General features: G+C 66.9%; 7 protein-coding genes. 2 read left to right on the top strand and 5 right to left on the bottom strand.

From position 1 onward, the window contains the following. Positions 1-153 precede the first annotated feature (153 nt). The gene (locus tag ACMGT0_RS14665; RefSeq protein WP_416773191.1) at positions 154-1104 is read right to left on the bottom strand and encodes a class I SAM-dependent methyltransferase; all 951 of its coding nucleotides are present in this window, start codon (positions 1102-1104) and stop codon (positions 154-156) included. Positions 1105-1336: 232 nt separating this feature from the next. On the opposite strand from ACMGT0_RS14665, the gene ACMGT0_RS14670 reads away from it, so the two are divergent. Both ACMGT0_RS14670 and ACMGT0_RS14675 read left to right on the top strand, forming a co-directional pair. Then, positions 1337-2212: a DNA/RNA non-specific endonuclease gene (locus ACMGT0_RS14670; RefSeq protein WP_054058291.1), complete on the top strand. Its 876-nt coding sequence runs from the start codon at positions 1337-1339 to the stop codon at positions 2210-2212. A gap of 326 nt (positions 2213-2538) precedes the next feature. Beyond that, a complete protein-coding gene (locus tag ACMGT0_RS14675) occupies positions 2539-2880 on the top strand; it encodes a hypothetical protein (protein WP_416773193.1) in 342 nt (113 codons plus the stop codon). Positions 2881-2932: 52 nt separating this feature from the next. On the opposite strand, the gene ACMGT0_RS14680 is transcribed toward ACMGT0_RS14675, so the two are convergent. The 4 genes from ACMGT0_RS14680 to ACMGT0_RS14695 all read right to left on the bottom strand — a co-directional run bounded on the left by ACMGT0_RS14680 (position 2933) and on the right by ACMGT0_RS14695 (position 16909). Continuing rightward, on the bottom strand, positions 2933-7999 hold the full coding sequence (locus ACMGT0_RS14680; RefSeq protein WP_416773195.1) for a dermonecrotic toxin domain-containing protein: 5067 nt from the start codon (positions 7997-7999) through the stop codon (positions 2933-2935). Between the two features lie 96 nt (positions 8000-8095). Then, entirely contained in the window at positions 8096-11713 is a 3618-nt protein-coding gene (locus ACMGT0_RS14685) for a hypothetical protein (protein ID WP_416773197.1), read from the bottom strand. A gap of 17 nt (positions 11714-11730) precedes the next feature. Beyond that, positions 11731-12666, bottom strand: a complete 936-nt coding sequence (locus tag ACMGT0_RS14690) for a hypothetical protein (protein ID WP_416773199.1) — start codon at positions 12664-12666, stop codon at positions 11731-11733. Next, positions 12653-16909 carry a dermonecrotic toxin domain-containing protein gene (locus ACMGT0_RS14695; protein WP_416773201.1) on the bottom strand — a complete coding sequence of 1419 codons (4257 nt, stop codon included), beginning with the start codon at positions 16907-16909 and terminating at the stop codon, positions 12653-12655. The genes ACMGT0_RS14690 and ACMGT0_RS14695 overlap by 14 nt, the downstream gene beginning before the upstream one ends. Positions 16910-16942 lie beyond the last annotated feature (33 nt).

Genomic DNA, 16942 nt, shown 5'->3' on the forward strand with positions numbered 1-16942 from the left:
GGCAGATAGATTAATGAGCGTTCCCACGCGGAGCGTGGGAACGATCGGTTGAATATAGGTTTCTTGTTGGTCGACAGCTTGCCGATTCGCGACATGTGACGCAAACCGCCTGGGCGTATCGGGCGAACGGGCCAGCCGGCTCGCCCCGCATGTTCAGGCCTGGCCGGGATGTAGCCGGAACACCAGGGCCTTCAGGCCACAATCGGCATCGCTGTCGGGAAACTCCGGCGGATTCTCCAGCCGTTGTTCGAAGCGCAGGCCCGGTACCTCGCGGGTCACGCCCTCGATGAGGAAGTCCGGACCCAGCGACGGGTCGTTCATGCAGGCCAGCACCATGCCGCCTTCGGCCAGCAGTTCCGGCAGGCGGCGCAGTACCCGCTGGTAGTCCTTGGTCAGCAGGAAGCTGCCTTTCTGGAACGACGGCGGGTCGATGATCACCAGGTCGTAGGGGCCGCCATTGATCACCTTGCCCCAGGACTTGAACAGGTCATGGCCGAGAAACGCCACCTTGCCCAGGTCGTGGCCGTTCAGGCGATGGTTGTCGCGACCGCGGCTCAGCGCCGCGCGGGACATGTCCAGGTTGACCACGCGCTCGGCGCCACCCTCGATGGCCGCCACCGAGAAACCGCAGGTGTAGGCGAACAGGTTGAGCACCCGCTTGCCACCGGCCTGGGCGCGGACCCAGTCGCGGCCGTAGCGCATGTCGAGGAACAGGCCGTTGTTCTGCTTCTTGCCGAGGTCGACCCGGTACTTGAGGCCGCCTTCGGTCAGGGTCCACTCGTCGATGGGCTCGCCCAGCAGCCATTCGGCCGGGCTCAGCGGCAGGTAGCGGTGCTGCAGCAACAGGGTATGGGCGCCACTGGCCTGCCAGGCCGGCGAGCGGCCCAGTTCGCCGAGCGTGGTTTTGAGCGCGTCCAGTTGCGCGGCCTCCGCCTCGCGGAACAGCGAGACCATCAGCACGCCCTGCAGCCAGTCCACGGTCAGTTGCTCCAGCCCCGGCCAGCAACGGCCACGGCCATGGAACAGCCTGCGGGTCTCCGTGGGCGGGTTCGCCAGGGCGTCGAGCAGGTGGGCATGGAGGGTGGACAGGGCTTGCGGATTCATCGGGCTAACGTCGGCAGTCGGAAAGGGCCGGGCAGTTTAACGCCATGGCGGCGGAAAATCGTCGGGTTTTCCGGGTTAGGTACTGTCAGTCTGCCAGCTTTTCGCCGATTCCTACGCTCGTTGCAGGATTTTCTTGTCCTTTGCCGGCAGTGGATGGTAGAAGCCTCGCCGAGCCCCGACCTAGAGGGCTTTGCAGGATTTTTTTCGACCCTCCCGAGTAAAGAAGCGACGCATGAAACCAGGCAAGTTAGCAGTTGGTTTGTCAGCCCTTTTGTTGTTTACCAGCGGCGCGGTGCAGGCGCGCAGTGTGCTGGATTTTCTCGACACGCCCGCGGCACACGAAAAGTCGGGGCACCGCGCAGGCTCCATCAGCCAGAGCGCGGCCCTCGACCTGTATTCCAGCCAGGAGCGCCAGGCCTCGTTCGACGGTTGCGCGCAACTGTTCCCGAACGCGCGGCCGATCAACCTCGGCAGCGTACCGGCGAGCATGAAACCGATGGCGCTGTGCTCCGACACCTTCGCGGTGCTGTATTCGCAAACCAGCAAGACCCCACTGGTGGTGGTCGAGCGCCTGAACGCCGCGCAGCTCAAGGACGCCAAGGGTGAGGAACGCACCAACCAGTTCTACCCCGACCCGCGCATTCCCAAGGGCGGCCGCGCCGAGCTGAGCGACTATCGCGCCCAGCAGCCGGCGGTGGACCGCGGGCACCAGGCGCCGGCGGCCGATGCGCCGACGCCGAATGCCATGGCCCAATCGTTCGCGCTGTCGAACATGGTGCCGCAGGACCCGACCAACAATCGCAAGATCTGGAGCAAGGTCGAGGCCGACGTGCGCAAGTTCGCCCAGCGTGCGGGCGGCAACGTCTATGTGTTCACCGGCCCGCTGTTCGACGAAGGCCATGGCACGGTCGGCGACAACAATGTCTGGGTGCCGACGCGCCTGTTCAAGCTGGTCTATGACAGCGCTTCGGGCCGCGCCTGGGCCTACGTGCTGCCGAACGCCGAAACCCGCATCGAGCGGCCGATGGACTACGCGACCTTCGTGAAAACCACTGGCTTGCGGCTGCTGGACAGCCTGCCGGTGTCGGGGTCGCTGGCCAAGGGCTGATCCTGTAAGAAACAACCTTCAACACAATCCAATATGTCCCACGACAATCAGGCGTGGGACACTATGGTGTGCGCCAAGGTGCTGGGAATACAGTCCGCAGGTCGCTGCAAATTCAGCGACGCGGGTTTTGCAGCCCGGATGCTTGAGGCGCACAGCGCCGCGAAAGCGGCATTTTTACGCTCGTGTCATGGCGAGCTGTGCGCAGGAGGCTTCGGCCTACCGGGAGGGTTCCTCAAGCACCGGTCTGCAAACCTGCGCATGGCTTGCCACCTTCCGTGTTGCAGCGTGGGTGACAAGCTCCTTTATTGCTTGAGGAGCTTTACGCAATGACCAAGAAACTCACCCCCGATCCCCCGTCAGAACACGACGCCGACGACTCACTCGCCCCCCTCACCGTCACCCGCGCCAAACCCGTCACCGCCGAATCCCCCGGCAAACCTTCGCTGTTCGCCATCCAGCCAGGCGTCAATGCCTATGACGCGCTGACCCACGTCTCGCGCCTGCTCGAATCGGCGCAGCTCAATGGCGACGAACTCAGCCTGCACACCGACCCCTTCGAACGTTCGCTGTTCTGGAGCCTGCTGCACTCGGTGGAAATGGCACGAGCGGTGGTGGATTCGCTGCTCGAAGGCGACTGGGCGTCCGGCCAGCGCTTGCCGGCCGGCTGATTCGCGGCGCCTGGGCTTCTGGCCATGATCGGCCAGAAGCCACCGTTCAGCTTCAGGCCGACGGCTGCGGATGCGGCCACACCACGTCATCGGAGAAGATCGAGCTGTTGGGCGGTGCCGTCACCACCTGCCCGCCGGACACCGCGACCTGGTCGATCAGGTCGTCGTACACGGTCTGGTTCTCGACGCCGTCCCAGGTGTCGTGCTCGATGCCGGCGGCCTGTTCGCCCGCCGCCTCGTTGATCGCGTGCACATTGGCGGCGCGGGTATGGCTAGAGTTGACCAGCCAGACCCGGTCGGCACTCAGCCCCAGCGCCGGCACGGAGATTTCGCCTTCGATGTCGTCGTTGGGAAACAGCCCCTGGGGACCGGCGCTGTTGAAGAACTCGTTCTCCTGGCCGGGGACCACCTCGATGCCCCGGGTGTCGATCATGTAAAGGAACGCCACGCTCTGGCGCAGACGGCGTGGGCTGTAGCCGCGCTCGCGGTTCCACGGCTCATCGCTGTCGGCGTCCGAGCCGCTTTCCATCTGGCTGTCGGCGTCGCCCTCGGTCTGCATGTCCGAGTCGGAATCGCGGCCGCCCGGGTAACGGTCGAACTGGCTGTTGTAGCGCAATTGCCCTTCACCCGGGCCGCCCCCCAGGCCATAACTTTTGGCATCGTCGAGGCTGAAACTGGCGCTCAGGGCCTCCTCGGTGGTCGCGCGTTCCTCGCCGGGTGCCTCGCGGGCCAGCATTGTGTTGTCGCGGGCCAGTTCGAACGGGGTGCGGTCGTCGCTGCGGAACATCGCCGGGATGTCCGTGCGGTACAGGCAATTGCGGATATTGCGCTGGTAGCCGATCTTGAGCAGGAAGGCGTCGAGAAAATCCTGGGTGTAGTAGTCGGGGAAATCCCGGTCGAGTTCGAGCTTGGCGAGCTCGAAGTTGCGCAGATGGCGGATCTGCGGGACCACCTCGGCCTGCAACAGGTCGAAGCGTTGCAGGTTGCCGGCATCCTGCATCTGCATCTTGTGCCTTTCGGCCCAGTCGGGGATCCGGCCGGTGTCCTGCAGGGCCTTTTTCAGCAGCGGCCACTGGCTGGGCAGCAGGTTGTAGCCCTTGAGCAGCTCGGCACGCTCCGGGGTGGTCTTTTCCGGGAACGCCCACTTGAGGTCGCGCAGCAGCCGGGTCCGGGCGCGCTCGCGCGAACCCGGATACTCCCAGGCGGGGCTCTTGCCGGTGAGGGCGGCCTGGTTGCGGAACGCGTCGGCGGCCGTGCCCTGCAGCCGGTAGTGCTGCCAGATTTCGCCGTCGGTCCAGGACGGCAGCTGCCTGGGGGAAACCAACTGGCCAGTGGCATCGAAGCGGCCCGGCGGTGGGGTGACCGGGGCCCAGCTGCCGTCCTCGTGCTTGAAGGCATACAGCGTGTCGCTGCCACCGTTGAAGCGGTAGTAACCCTGGCTGTCGGGGCCGAGCGCGGTCGCGTAGTTGTCCAGCAGCCGCAGGTAGCGGATGCCCGGCAACTGCCGAAACGGCGGGGCCAGGTGCGGCAGCAGGTGGCTGGAGGCGTCGATGCGTTCCAGCTTGGCGAAGTGGCCGAGGAAATCCGTGAGCGTCGACCAGTCCTCCAGCTCCAGGTGTTCCAGGTGCACCGCAGTGACCTGGTCGAAACTGGCCGGGAGCACCGGCAGGTGGCCCAGGTTGCCCTTGAGCTTGAGCAGGCCGATGGCGCCGGGCTCCATTTCATGGCGCCAGCAGCGGAGGATCCCGGCCATGGCCCGGCCTCTGTTGAAGGCCTGGATATAGCTCTGCGGTTCGCGTTGCCAGGCTTGCAGGGTGGTTTCCAGGGCGCGGTATTCGGCTTGCAGGGCCTCCAGCCGGGCCAGGGCTTCGGCCGGGCGCAAGGTGCCCAGATCGTGCAGGGCCTCCACCTGCTCGACGGACAGGTTCGGGTACAGCTGGCGCGCCAGGCCGTCGCGTCGGCTCAGGCCTTCGCCGCGCCCGCTGAGGGCGTAGCCGACCCGGCCGTCGGCCAGGCGCATCGGCGGGCGAAAGCCCGGCTTCAGCGACGCCAGGGCCAGCAGGCGGGCCAGGTCCTCGCGCGGCAGCGGCGGCAGGGCGCGCAGGGCCTGTTTCAGTTGGGCGCCCTGGCCGACATGGGCAAAGCCCAGCGCGGCGCGTTCGGTATCGGGCAGGGCGTGCAGCACGCTGGCGTAGAGGTCGTCCGGGCCGTGCAGTTCCTCGCCGTCGGCGTCATGGGCCAGGTACTGCTCGCCGTCCCTGACCAGCACCTTGCGGATCGGCGCCGTGTCCGGGCCGAGGCTGTCGAGCAGCGGGCCGCCAAAGAAGCGGTCGCGGATTTCCAGGCGCACCTGGCTCGACCAGCCCGGCAGCTTGCGCAGCATGCTCAGGACGATACGGTAGGCCTCGGCCTGGCTGGCCGAGTCGAGGTACAGCAATTCGTACTGACGCGCCAGGCGCACGTTGCGCAGGTAGTGGCGGGCTTCCCGGCCCAGGCGCGCCGGCAGGCGCCCGCTGATCAGTCGTTGGCGTTCCAGGGCATCGGCGCCACGGGCCAGCTCCGCGGCGATCGGGTCCGGCAGGCCGGGGAAGTGCTGCTTGAGCACCCCGGCGCCCGGTTCGCCACGGCTGCCGGCGGTGCGGTAGCGGTAGTGCGACTCGAACAGGTCGGCGCGCCGCTTCACCGCATCCCCGGCCAGGCGCCGGCGCAGGGACGCGACCCGGGCCGGGAGGCTGGTGGTGGCCTGGCCGAATTCCTCGCGCAGCAGGCTGCGGATCTCGCTTTCGTCGAGCTTGCCCAGCACCTGCTGGAGCAGGCCGTCGGCGTCCAGGTCCGGCCAGCGCACGTCGATCCGCGGGACCTGGGCGTCGACGCTCGCCGGGTATTCTTGAATCGTCCGGCCCGCGGCGTTGAACAGCCTGAGCACCTTGGTGCGCGGCCAGACCGGGTCGGTGGTCAGCAGTTGCAGTTCCATGTGCAGCTCATCGAGGCTGCCACTGGACGCACCGCCGTCCTGCAGGCGTTGCACCAGGCGGCCGAGGTCGCGGTCGAGGGCGAAGCGGGTCACGCTGTCGCTGAGCAGGGCCGGTGGCCGCTCGACGTTCTGGTGGGTGGCGCGCAGCACATCGCTGTCGACGCCGCTGATGTGCTGGAGGCGGCGGGCGGTCGCGGCGTCGAGGCTGGTAGCCTCGGCGCCCAGCCGCTGGAACAGGCGCTCGTCGCTCCAGCCCAGGGGCTGCTCGAGTTCGTGTTGCCAGGCGCCGGCGCCGTTGCTGCGAAATTCGGCGGCATAGGGGTTGAGCAGTTCGGCGGCCTGGCTGTGGCGGGCGCGATAATAGCCCGGTCCGATGGCGTCCAGGCGGTGGTAGTGGCCCTCCAACTGCAGGTAGGCCCCGTCCGCCGCCTCGTGCAGGCCCAGTTCATTGGCTTGGCTGCGGGCTGGCAGGTTCGGCTGGTGCCGGTAGGGGGCGAGGTCGGGCTTCCACAGCCGCGAGACGCCTTCACGGACACTCACCGGGATCAGTCCGTCGACGAAGGCCGAGGTGTCGACATGGGGCAGCACCACGCCGGCGGTGCCGATCAGGGCCAGGTTCACCGCCACGCCGAGCAGGTGGGCCCAGGCCTGGCGGGTGTCGCCGGCTTCCCAGGCCTCGATGCCCGAGTACACCTCGTGGAGCAGGCGGGTGCCCATGGCCAGCAGCATCACCTGGCCGAGGCCGGGGACGAACACCAGCAGGTTGAGCAGGTCCATGGCCGCATCGACGAAGCCCAGGAAGCGGGCGATGCGCGCCTCGCGATCCTCGTCGTCGGTGGGCACGGCCAGGGCGCGGGCGTCGCCGAGCAGGCGGCCGATCTTCAGTTCGCACTGATCCTTGAGCGCCGTCTGCAGGGACGGGCGGGTACCGACCCGCAGCGACTGCTCGACCAGGTCCAGCCCGACGTGCCGTGCTGGGTCGACGGTGTAGTCGTCCCACAGCGCGTGGCGGTCGGCGGGGTCCAGGCGCTTTTTCAGGGCAATGAAGAATGCCGCCTGTTCACGCACTGGCACGAACTGGGCGAAGAAGCGCCGGTAGCGGGCCTGGTGCAGGCGCGTGCGCAAGGCGACCATGAAGTCGGCGCTGGAGTCGTAGTGGCGCACGGGATGCTGGTCGTCGCCGGGGATGTAGACCACGCAGCGCCGCAGTGACGGGCCGGACTCGGGGCGCAGGAAGAGGATGTCGCTCAGGTCGACACCGAGCATGCGCAGGCAGCCGGGGGTCACGGCATGATCGCCCAGGCGGATATCGGTGCGGCCGGCCAGCCACTGCCGGAGCATCTGGTAGGCGTCGTCCGGGATGTGCGCCTGCATCCGCGCCAGGTGGACAGCCTCGGCCAGTTGGTTGTGCAGGTGCGTGGTCCAGGTCTGGCGTACCAGGGCCTTTTGCGCGGCTTCTTCGGGATTGAGCACCGCGGTGAGATGCGTCTGGTAGCGTTGCCCCAGGTCGAGGGTGCGGCACAGCGTGGCGAAGCGCTCCGGCGCCAGGGGCAGGGTACGGTCCTTGTCGTAGGCGCCGATCCGCACGTCGGCGGTGCTGTGGTCGTGGGTGATGAACTCGTCGCCCTCGTTGGGCGGCTGGGCCGCTTCGCCGGCGGTGAAGTTGTGCAGGGCGGCCTCCAGCAACGAGACATCCCAGTACCAGGTGCGCCGCTTGGGGTCGCCGGCGGAAAAGTCGAACAGCCCGCCCAGGCTGGAGGGGCGCCGTACGTGCAGGCGGCGCACGAAATAGGTGTTGCGCACGTCCAGGTCCAGGCCGGTTTCCTGCTGGATGGCCGTTTTCAGCAGCGGGGCGGCGAAGGTCTCCAGGGGCGTGATGCGGCCGAGCAGGCTTTCGAGTTGGTGCTGGCTGGTGCAGCGCGCCAGTTGGCTGTTTTCCAGGGCGCTGCGCAGGCTGGCGTCGGCCCGGCTGTACCAGGCCGGGGTGGTGGGGTTGATGTCGAGCAGCGGCTTGAGGCAGGCCGAGCCGGGTTGCGTCAGCGGCGCCGGCAGGCGGCTGGCGATAAAGGCCTGGTGGCGGTTGAGAGCCGGGGCAGGGGAGCCGGCAGCGTGGTCGCTGCCGGTTGTTGCGGTCGTTGCGGTCATGGGAGCGGGCCCGATTGTTGATTCGAAGGGCCAGGGTAGGTGCCCCGCCGCCAGGGCCTGCGGTAACTGTGCATGGCGCCGTCCGGGGGGCGTACCTCAGATTTCCAGCGGCTCGGTCAAGGCCCCCCGGATGGCCCGCTCCAGGTCGCCGAGGGTGGAAAAGGCCCTGTCGCTCACCGCCGACCAATTGGGGTCGCTGTTGACCACGAACAGCTTGCCGGCTTCGCTGACGATAGGGACCCTTTTCGTTTGTGCCTCGTGCAAGGCCCGGTAGAAAACCGCGATCGGCGCGCCTTGCGGGGAGCGTTCGACCTCGTAGCTGGCCGCGGCCAGGGCGGGGGTGGAGACCAGGGTGATATTTTCCGTCGCCAGCGTCTGCCGGAACCCGCCGAACCGCCGTTGCAGGTCCTGCTCGAGTTCATCGAAGCTGGCATAGCGCTTGTCCAGCATATCCGGCCACCATTGCTCCTTGACGTACCACTGGCCCGCGTCCCTGAGGACGGGGGTTCTCTTGAGCTTGAAGAACGACCAGTTGAGGATCGCAACCGGGTCTCCGGTCGCGGAGGTTTCGACCACGTAGTTACGATGCCGCAGGCGTCTCCAGAAACTGGAAGTCCTTTCGACCAGGGTCGAGGCATTTTGCAGTCGTTGCCGCAGTTGTGGCTCGTCCAGGGCCTTGAGGATGTTGATCTTGCGGCTGTTGCTGAACAGGTAGATGGCCGAGCTGGGGAGCGGGAGGGTATCGGTATCGATGCACTGGACGATGAGGCGGAATTTTTCCACGGCAATGCTCTGGTCCTCCAGGCACTCGAAGAAGGTATCCAGCTTCCTCTGGCTCAAGGGCAGGTGCTGCAGGTCGAATTCGTGTGAGCTGAAGAGAATCTCCGCACGCTCACGGAGGTCGGGATAACGTTCGTCGATCACCGTCCTCACGGTGTCGCGCACCGTGGCCCGCTCGGAAAGGAGCAGGCGCAGCTGCCGGGCGGTCAAGCCGTATTTGAACAGGATGTGCCGGGTATAGCTGGCCAGCCTGAGGCTCTGCCGGCGGCCGACGAGGAAGGTGAGGTCATCGGCACTGCTGGGCGGCACCAGGATCTTGTCGAACAGCGCCCGGGTGCTGGCCTCCTCATCCAGGTGCAGCGTCGGATGGGGTGGGCGGGTGAACTGCTGTCTGATTTCATCGAGCATTTCATTCGGCAGCGGGTGGTCGATGTCCTGCAGGGGGAGCCGGGAGGCGTCGTCGCGGACCATGCGGCGGATGGCTTGCCAGTCGGTGTAGCTCTGGGCCGGGCCCCAGAAACCATGGGGATTCGCTCGTTCCCGGGTGTAGATGGCCTTGAATTCGGCCAGTGATTGCTCATGGCTCAGCCAGGTTTCCAGGTTGACCACCTCAGCGGCGAAGGCTTGCTGGCGCTGGGTCTTGGAAAGCGCGAACAGCACCGTGTCACTGGCCGCAGACTCGTCCGCGGGGGGGGCGGGGTGCATCTCGATGCCCACCTCGGTTTCGCTGACCGAGGCGTAGCACAGTTTTCCAAGGCAATGCCCGCCCCCCTGGAGCCCGCGCAGCCTTTGCCACCTGCCACTGCCATTGTGCACCTGGAACAGCGGGCTTTCGCTGTGCGGGTCGATGACCGTGCGCTGTTCCGGGCCGAGCAGGCTGCTTCGGCTTTGAAAGACCTGCTCCTTCACCCGGATATACGACTTGCCCGCCAGCTCGAACACCGAGCCGTCATCCTTGACCTGTGCCACCACCGTCGTTTCGGTGACGACCACGGACGGGAGGGCGGGTGGCGGTTGCTGCGTGTCGGGCTCGACGCCGGTTTCCCGGTCCTCGACCGCGGATTCGACCCCGACGAGGTCGAGGGTTTCGGCCTCCAGGCTGAAACGCCACTCGCTGCCCTGTGGGTTCGCCTTCCAGCCGAACCCGGGGCTGCCGGTGTCTTCCAGGGGGGTGGTGCCAGCGACGATCGCTGGCACTTCATGGGCCAACTGCAGGGTCGAGATCAGGATGGCGACACTGCCGCCCAGGCGTTCCTGGGCACTCATGCCGGCAGTGAGCTCATGGACGCCGAACACCAGGTTGCCGATGTTGCCGACCACGGGAATGTAGCCGAAGGTGCTGGCCCAGATCTTTTGCGCCGTGCGCCAGTTGCGCTGGGTACTGCTGAACAGCTGGGTCTGGCTGCGGGCCTGGGCGTTCCTGGCGTTGAGCTGGGTATACAGGCTGGCGATGGTGTCGAAGGGCGCATACTTCAAGCGGTATCCGGCGGTCGCCGACCCTGTGTAGTTGAAGGCCTGCCGCACCGGGAAACTGCCCTGGAACACTGGGCGCTCCAGTTGCGCGGAAGGGTTGTCGATCAGCGTGTCGAGCAGGTTCGGCGCGCTGGGCCAGTGCGCATCCCGGCCGCCCTGGGCGTCGCAGCTGTTGAAGCGTTGCAGCAGCGTGCCCTTGTGGTTTCGGGCCCAGTGCGCGAACGCCGGGTCGCCGTTGATGGCGCTGATGGTGACGTTGCGCAGGTCGAGCATCAGCCCGCGATTGGGGCGGTGGACCTGGTCATACGGCTGGTAGGGAATGAAGGCATAGCCTTCCAGCGGATAACCATAGAGATTGGGAATGATCACCTGCCCGTTGTAATCCAGTGTGCGGATCACGGCTTTCTGCGTGGCGGCGGAGGTTTTCCCGAACAGGACGAGGTCCCGGCGCAGGCTCGCCAGCATGGCCTTGACCTGATACGCATCGGCCTCCCCGGAACGCCTGGCCTGGGCGTCCGTCACGTCGTCGAGGGCGGCCAGCACGTCCTCCTGCCAGTGGTCCCTCAGGCCCTGGCCGAGCGATTCCAGGTCCCTGACCCGCTGCCGGTCCTGTTCCGACCTGAACTGCTCGTACTGGAAGTTCAGCACGCTGCCGCTGTTGTCCGGGGCGTCGTGCTGGTGCAGGCCGGCGGCGATCTCCCAGGCGGCATAGGTGCGCTCGTAGCGGCTGGAGGTGCGTTCCTCGTTGGCGAGGGTGCGGGTGGCGCTGGTGTAGATGATGGGAATCCTTTCCTGGGGATCAAGGCTGGCGGCGAGCAGCCCGGCGCTGATATAGCCCTCGGGCCGGGTGAAGGGCTGATGGGTCATGAAGTGGCTGTTTCTCTGCGCTTCACTGCCTTTTTCCGTGTTGGCCAGGCTGGTACGCACGCGGGTGGCGTAGGCGTCGAGGCGCCGTTCGCGTTCGGCCAGGGTCAGGCCCGGGGTGGGCGGTTGCGCGGTGAGGCTGCCGTGGATGATGTCGGCCTGGACTTGTCGGATATCCGGCGTGAGCCCGATGGGCGTCGACGGGTGCTCCGAGGCGAAGTGCCGTGACAGCAGGGTGACGAAGGCCTGGACCCTGGGGTTGTTCTCGACCCCGGGACTGTCGTCGAGTGCCGAGTGGACAATACTCTGCACCAGCGCCGCAGCCTTCTGGCTGTTCACCTCGCCAGGGCTCAGCCAGGCCCACAACAACTGCGAAGGGCTCAGGTTGGCGAGGCTGTCCTGCGAGAACGTCCGATGGGGCAGCGCCGATTGCAGGAACTTCAGCGTCAGTTCGGCGATGCTGGTGCCATCGGCCTTGAAGGCCGGGCTGGGGAGAAGGTTGTCGCCCGGCGGGAGCTCGATGACGTGGCTCTCAAAGGCCGAGCTGACAGCGGACAGCTCCGCTGCCAGGGTAGTGCTGCGGTTCTCGTGGTTCATGTGGGCGGCTTCGTGGCTCAGGTTGACGGGTTGGAGCGGGGCTCTTCCAGGGGCTGAAACTCCACTGGCCGGCCCAGGTGGGTGATCAGCAGGGCCAGGGAGTCGGCGTTGTTGAGAATCACATCGGTGCGCTTGCCCGCGTCGGAGTAAAAGACCCGCCGGGCGCTGTCCAGGTCGCGGGTGCCGGTGAGGCTCAATGCCCGCTGCCTGAGGTCGCCTTCCAGATCGTTCCAGCGCAGCTCGTAATCATCGAGGGTCTTGAACAGCTCGTTGCCCGGTGTGGTGGCGGACAAGGCATTCCGTTGCAGTTCTTCGAGCACCAGGTGGCGAAGCCGTCCATCGGGTGTGCTGGTATCGATCAGGTCGACGAACGGACGGCTGGGGTCCAGGTAGGCGAAGTCCAGGGTTTGGAGGGTCATGTGGCTGATTTCGTGCAAAAGCACCGTGGCCATGTGGTGCCCATAGGCGTCGAAGGTGCGCGGGCGTATGGGCAGGTACACCTCCAGGCCTGGCTCGAAGAAACGTTCGGTCAGATAGATGTTCCCACCCCTTTCCCGCCTCACGGTAAAGGCCTGGTTGCCGTGATCCGGCTGCCGTCCCGAGCCGACGATGTAGCGGGACGAGTGCTGCGGGTTGAGCGAGGGCTTGAGCAATTCGTCGAGCATGACGCCCAGGCGGATCTTGAGTTTGCGGATGATGTCGTTGTCGACCTGGGCAACGCCGAGGCATTTTTCGATGAAGCGACGACGCTTGGTGTCCAGCCGCTGGCCGTTGAACAGCCGGTCCACGTTGTACAGGGCGTTGTTGAGGTATGCCACGGCTTGGCGATGGGCATGGGCGAGCATGCGGGCGCGGTTGGGATAGAGTTGCCGGATGTCGTGGATGCCGACGGCCTCCACCCGCAGTTCTTCGCGGATCGCCCATTGGCCGATGCAATGATCAAGCATTTTCATGGTGAGCCTCCTTGAGGCAGCGGTCGGCCAGGTCGAATGACCACTGTCCCCGGGAATCCTGGCGCAGCCAGGGGCCCTGGCCGCTGTCGGTGACGATGCGCCAGCGCTGTTGCTCCTGGCGTACCCGGAATACCCGACCGCCGATCGCCACGAAGGTCTGCTGGCTGGCCGGGTCGGTGTAGAGGTCGCCGGCGCTGTTCGGGGTCATGTGCTGCAGGGCGACGCGCTGGGCCTGCAGGCCCAGGAGCATGGCCTTCTGCCCGGGTGTCAGGCGCTGGTCGCCCCAGGCCGGGCTGGGGAAGGGCGATTCGGCGGGGGCGCTGGCGGGGGGCCGCGCGGCACCGCCGAGGTCGGACTGGACCCAGCCGCGGCGCGCCATCGCCAGCTTGGCCAGGGTCATGGCGAACGCCTCGATGGCCTCGCTCCAGCGACCTTGCCAGGCTTTCTGCCCGGCGTCCCTGAGTTGCGAGAGCGACTGCCAGACCAGCCACGGCAGGCGCAGCCGGCCCAGCAGCTGGGTCGCACCCTGTTGCAGTTCACCCTTGAGCCAGGACAGCGCCTTGTTCCAGAGCGAGCCCCGGCCTGCCAGGTACTGGCAACCGAGCAGGTGCTTGAACAGGCCGGTCATGTCCTGGTACAGCCGATGGAACAGATTGCCGCGCTCGGGGTGGTCGCCGAGCGTCAGGGCGCCCTTGAACGCCTGCTGCGCGTAGTACGCGTAGCGTGCCAGGGGCAGCCGTTCCAGGACCTGCTGCTGCAGGCTGGTGGAGTGCCCGAGGTCGCCGAGCAGCGCCGCTTCGCTGGGGTATTCCTGGAACACCGGTCGATCGCCCTGGGGGCAGAACAGGACACGCGGGCCCGGCTGGCTGGCGTGCGGACCGATCAGGTAGAACCCGGCCACCGGGTCGGCCGGCGTCTGCGCGCCACTTTGCAGTTGCAGTGGCTTGAGTTCGATGTGCTGCCCATCGAGCGGCAGGCGCGCGACACCGTCCGGCATGGCCAGCAGGTGCTTGATGTAGGCGTGGGCCTTTTGCGAGAGGGTGTTGCGCAGCCGTTGCACGAAGGCGTGCAGCAGGCCCTGCCAGAAGCTGTGCCGGCTGAACGCCGGACGGCGATGGGCGTTGTGCAGCACCTCGGGCGACAGATGCGATTCGAGCAGTGCGGCGTAGTGCTGGCCGATGTCCGCCTCCTGCACCAGGGCCTTGATCCGCTCGTCGGTCAACGTGCCGGGCAGGCTGCCTGCGTCGCTGCTGAGGCTGATCGCGCGCGGCCTGATGTCGTCGACATGGCGCAGGGCGAATTCGCTCAACGGTTCGCTGAGCGGCAGCGCCGCCTCGCGCGGAGTCAGCCAGACGGTGATCCGCTGCGGGTCCAGCCTGGCCTGGGGAAAGTCCCGCGCCAGCAGGCTCTTGAGCTTGGTGCGGGCGGTCTCGCGGATATCGGGAATGCCCTGGTGGTAATCATCGGTGGTCGCGGCGTCCTGGCGATAGCGGTCGAGCAGGGCGGCCAGGGCGAACTGCTGGCTGTCGCCGGCGCTCCTGAGCCAGGGCGGCAGCGCCAGGTGGGTGGCGCTGTTCTGCGCCGCTTGCAGCGCCCGTTCGAGCATGGGCACGGTGGCGTGGCTGTCCAGGCAGCTTTGCAGGTGCTGGTGCAGGTTGTCACCCTTGTAATCCGAGGTGACGGCATGGTTCAAGTCGGCCAGCGCCTTGTCGATCAGTGAGTTGTAGCGATTGTTCTGCAGGCCGTTGTGGATCAGCTCGAAGCCCAGGCTCGGGTAGGTCCGGCGGTTGCCGCGCTGCGGCGTGACGATGGGCAAATGCGGGGGGCTTTGCTCTTGCGTGGTGTTTTCCAGCAGGGACAGGCGCTCCACCGGGTCATGCAGGCGCCGCTGCAACTCGTTGTCGGCGCTGTGCAGCGAGTCGAAGGCTTCGGCGCCCTGGGCCGGAGTCCAGAGCAGGGTTCTGCCGGAGTGCTCCTGGTCCAGGCCGCCGTGGGCGGTGAGCAGGAAGCAGTTGTGCAGCCTGATCGGCGCGGCTGCGGTGTCGGGTCTGTAGGTGAGGGCGAAGGCGTCCGGGATGAACCCGTGCAGGCCCGGGCGCTCGTCGCGGCGATGGCTGTCGAGCAGGTTGTCGAGCAGGTCCAGGTCGCCGGCGTTGAGGGCGCCGCGCATTTCCTTGAGTTGCACTTCCTGGCGCAAGCCACTGCGGATCGCCTCGTGCAGGGTGCCGGACAGCTCGCCATAGAGCGAGCGTTGCCGGCGCAGGTACTGGCCGAGCAGGTCCGGCAGCAGGGTGGCGACGATCCGGTTGAACGGTTCGATCTCCAGGTTGGTCACCCGTGACCAGCCGCCGTCGGCGGTTTTGCTGAACAGGCCGCTGGTGGTCTGGTCGGGTTCGCCGCTGCCGTCGGTCAGGCGTTCGAGCACATGGTCCACCACGCTCCGCGACGTCAGCGGGGGCAGGCTGGGGTCGCCGACCTCGGGCAGTGCCGAGGCGTAGTGGTTGAGGTAGAGGTTGTCGGGCGAGAGATTGTGCAGTTTCGCCTGCTTCAGCGCGCTGGACAGCTCGCCGCGGATGAAGTCCTTGAGTGACGGACGTTTTTGCAGGCCCTCGCTGAGCCGGGCCTTGAGCTGTTCCAGGGTCGCCAGTTGGTGCCGGGCGGTCTCCAGGGTTGGCCGCAGGGTTTTGATCAGCGGCTGTGACGCCGGTTTTTCGCTGGGTGACAGATCCAGCCGATGGCTCCAGCGCGGGCCCGTGGCCAGGGCCGGCAGCCGGAGGGAGATCAGGCCGCGGATATCCAGTGCGCTGTCGAAGGCCGCCGGCAGCACCAGGGCGCCGTCGCTGTCGCGATAGCGCTTGAGCACGTAGCTGACATTGTCCAGCAGCTTGCTGATGACGCGGCTGAACAGCGTATCGAAAATCGACAGGGAACTGGCGATCAGCGCGACGCCGGTGAGGGACGCGCTCTGGAGTTCGGCGCGTTCGCGCAGCGACAGGCCCAGGTGCCAGTCTGGGTCTTGCCCGGGCTGCTGTAGTTGCGTCCTCACCGATTCCAGCAGCGCCGCCTGGCTGTCGAAGGCCTGCAGCCGATCGGCTCCATACAGCAGGTATTCGGCGGAGCGGCGGCCCAGGTTGTGGACCACGAAGGCGTTGGCCAGCGGGTACGAGCCGGCGCTGGACTGGACCATCAGGGTGTACAGCGCCACGGCGCCGAGCCGGGAGCGGTCCAGCGGATAGAGGGCGCTCAGCACCGGGTAGTCGTCGGCGGCGATTTCATTCAGGTCCTGTTCCCGGTGCAGCAGCTCGGCACGAAAACGGCTGCCCAGGGCGTCGACGAACAAGTGCCGGCGCGGCTGGCCGATAGCCAGCGGGGCGTCCCAGAAGGCGTTGAGCCGGCTTTGCAGGTGGCCTGGCAACTGGCCGGCGAGGGTGAGCAGGGTATTTTCCCAGACCGCGGTGTCCGCTGCCTGCGCGGTGTAGCCGGGGGCGAGGAACTCGTGGACCTGGTCGCCGGGCCACGGGCCGTGGTTGTAGCGCTCCAGCAGGGTCTCGGTCAGGGAGTGGGTCGAGAGGGCGCGCAGCGGCAGCCCGCTGGTCGATTCCGCCGCGCTGGGGGCCTGGTGGCTGATCACCCGCAGGGCCTTCAGGTTGGCCTGGGGAAAGCGCTTGCCCAGGGTGCTGTCGAACAACTGATTGAGCAGGGACTTGAGGCTGGGCAGTTCCAGCAGTTCGTCCTGCAGGTCTTTGAGGGTGATGTCGAGGTAGGTGTTGATGGCCTGGCGCCGGTCATCCAGGACGATGCCATGGATCGGGCGGGTGATCAGCGCCGGCAGTGGCTCCAGGCCGATGGCGTTGCGGATGTGCAGCGGGACGAAGCGCAGCAGTTCATCGCGCTGGGCCGGGACGGCCAGGCGTTCGCGTACTTTGGCCAGGGCCAGGTCGCGGGAGCCGAAGCGTTCCAGGCCGAATGCCGGGGTGCAGAGGAACACCGCGTGGCCGGCGGCGCCGCTGGCCAGGAAGCTGCCGGCCAGGTCCGCCGTGGTCGCGCCCTGAGCGACGATGAGCAGCTTGTCGACGTACATCGGCTCATCGAGCGCCTCGCGGGCGTCCTGGTTCGCCAGGTACAGGTTGCTCAGCCAATTGCGCTCGGCGCTGCCGATGGACAGCGCCTGTTCTTCGGCGCTGAGGGTGCTGCGCAACTCCGCGGCCTGGGACAGCAGGTAAAAGGGAGGTTGATCGGGCATGTAGGGTACCTTGATGGGGGGAGCGGCCACGCC

Source organism: Pseudomonas sp. RHF3.3-3 (assembly GCF_048069595.1).
In the GTDB taxonomy this organism is placed as follows: Bacteria; Pseudomonadota; Gammaproteobacteria; order Pseudomonadales; family Pseudomonadaceae; genus Aquipseudomonas; species Aquipseudomonas fuscovaginae_B.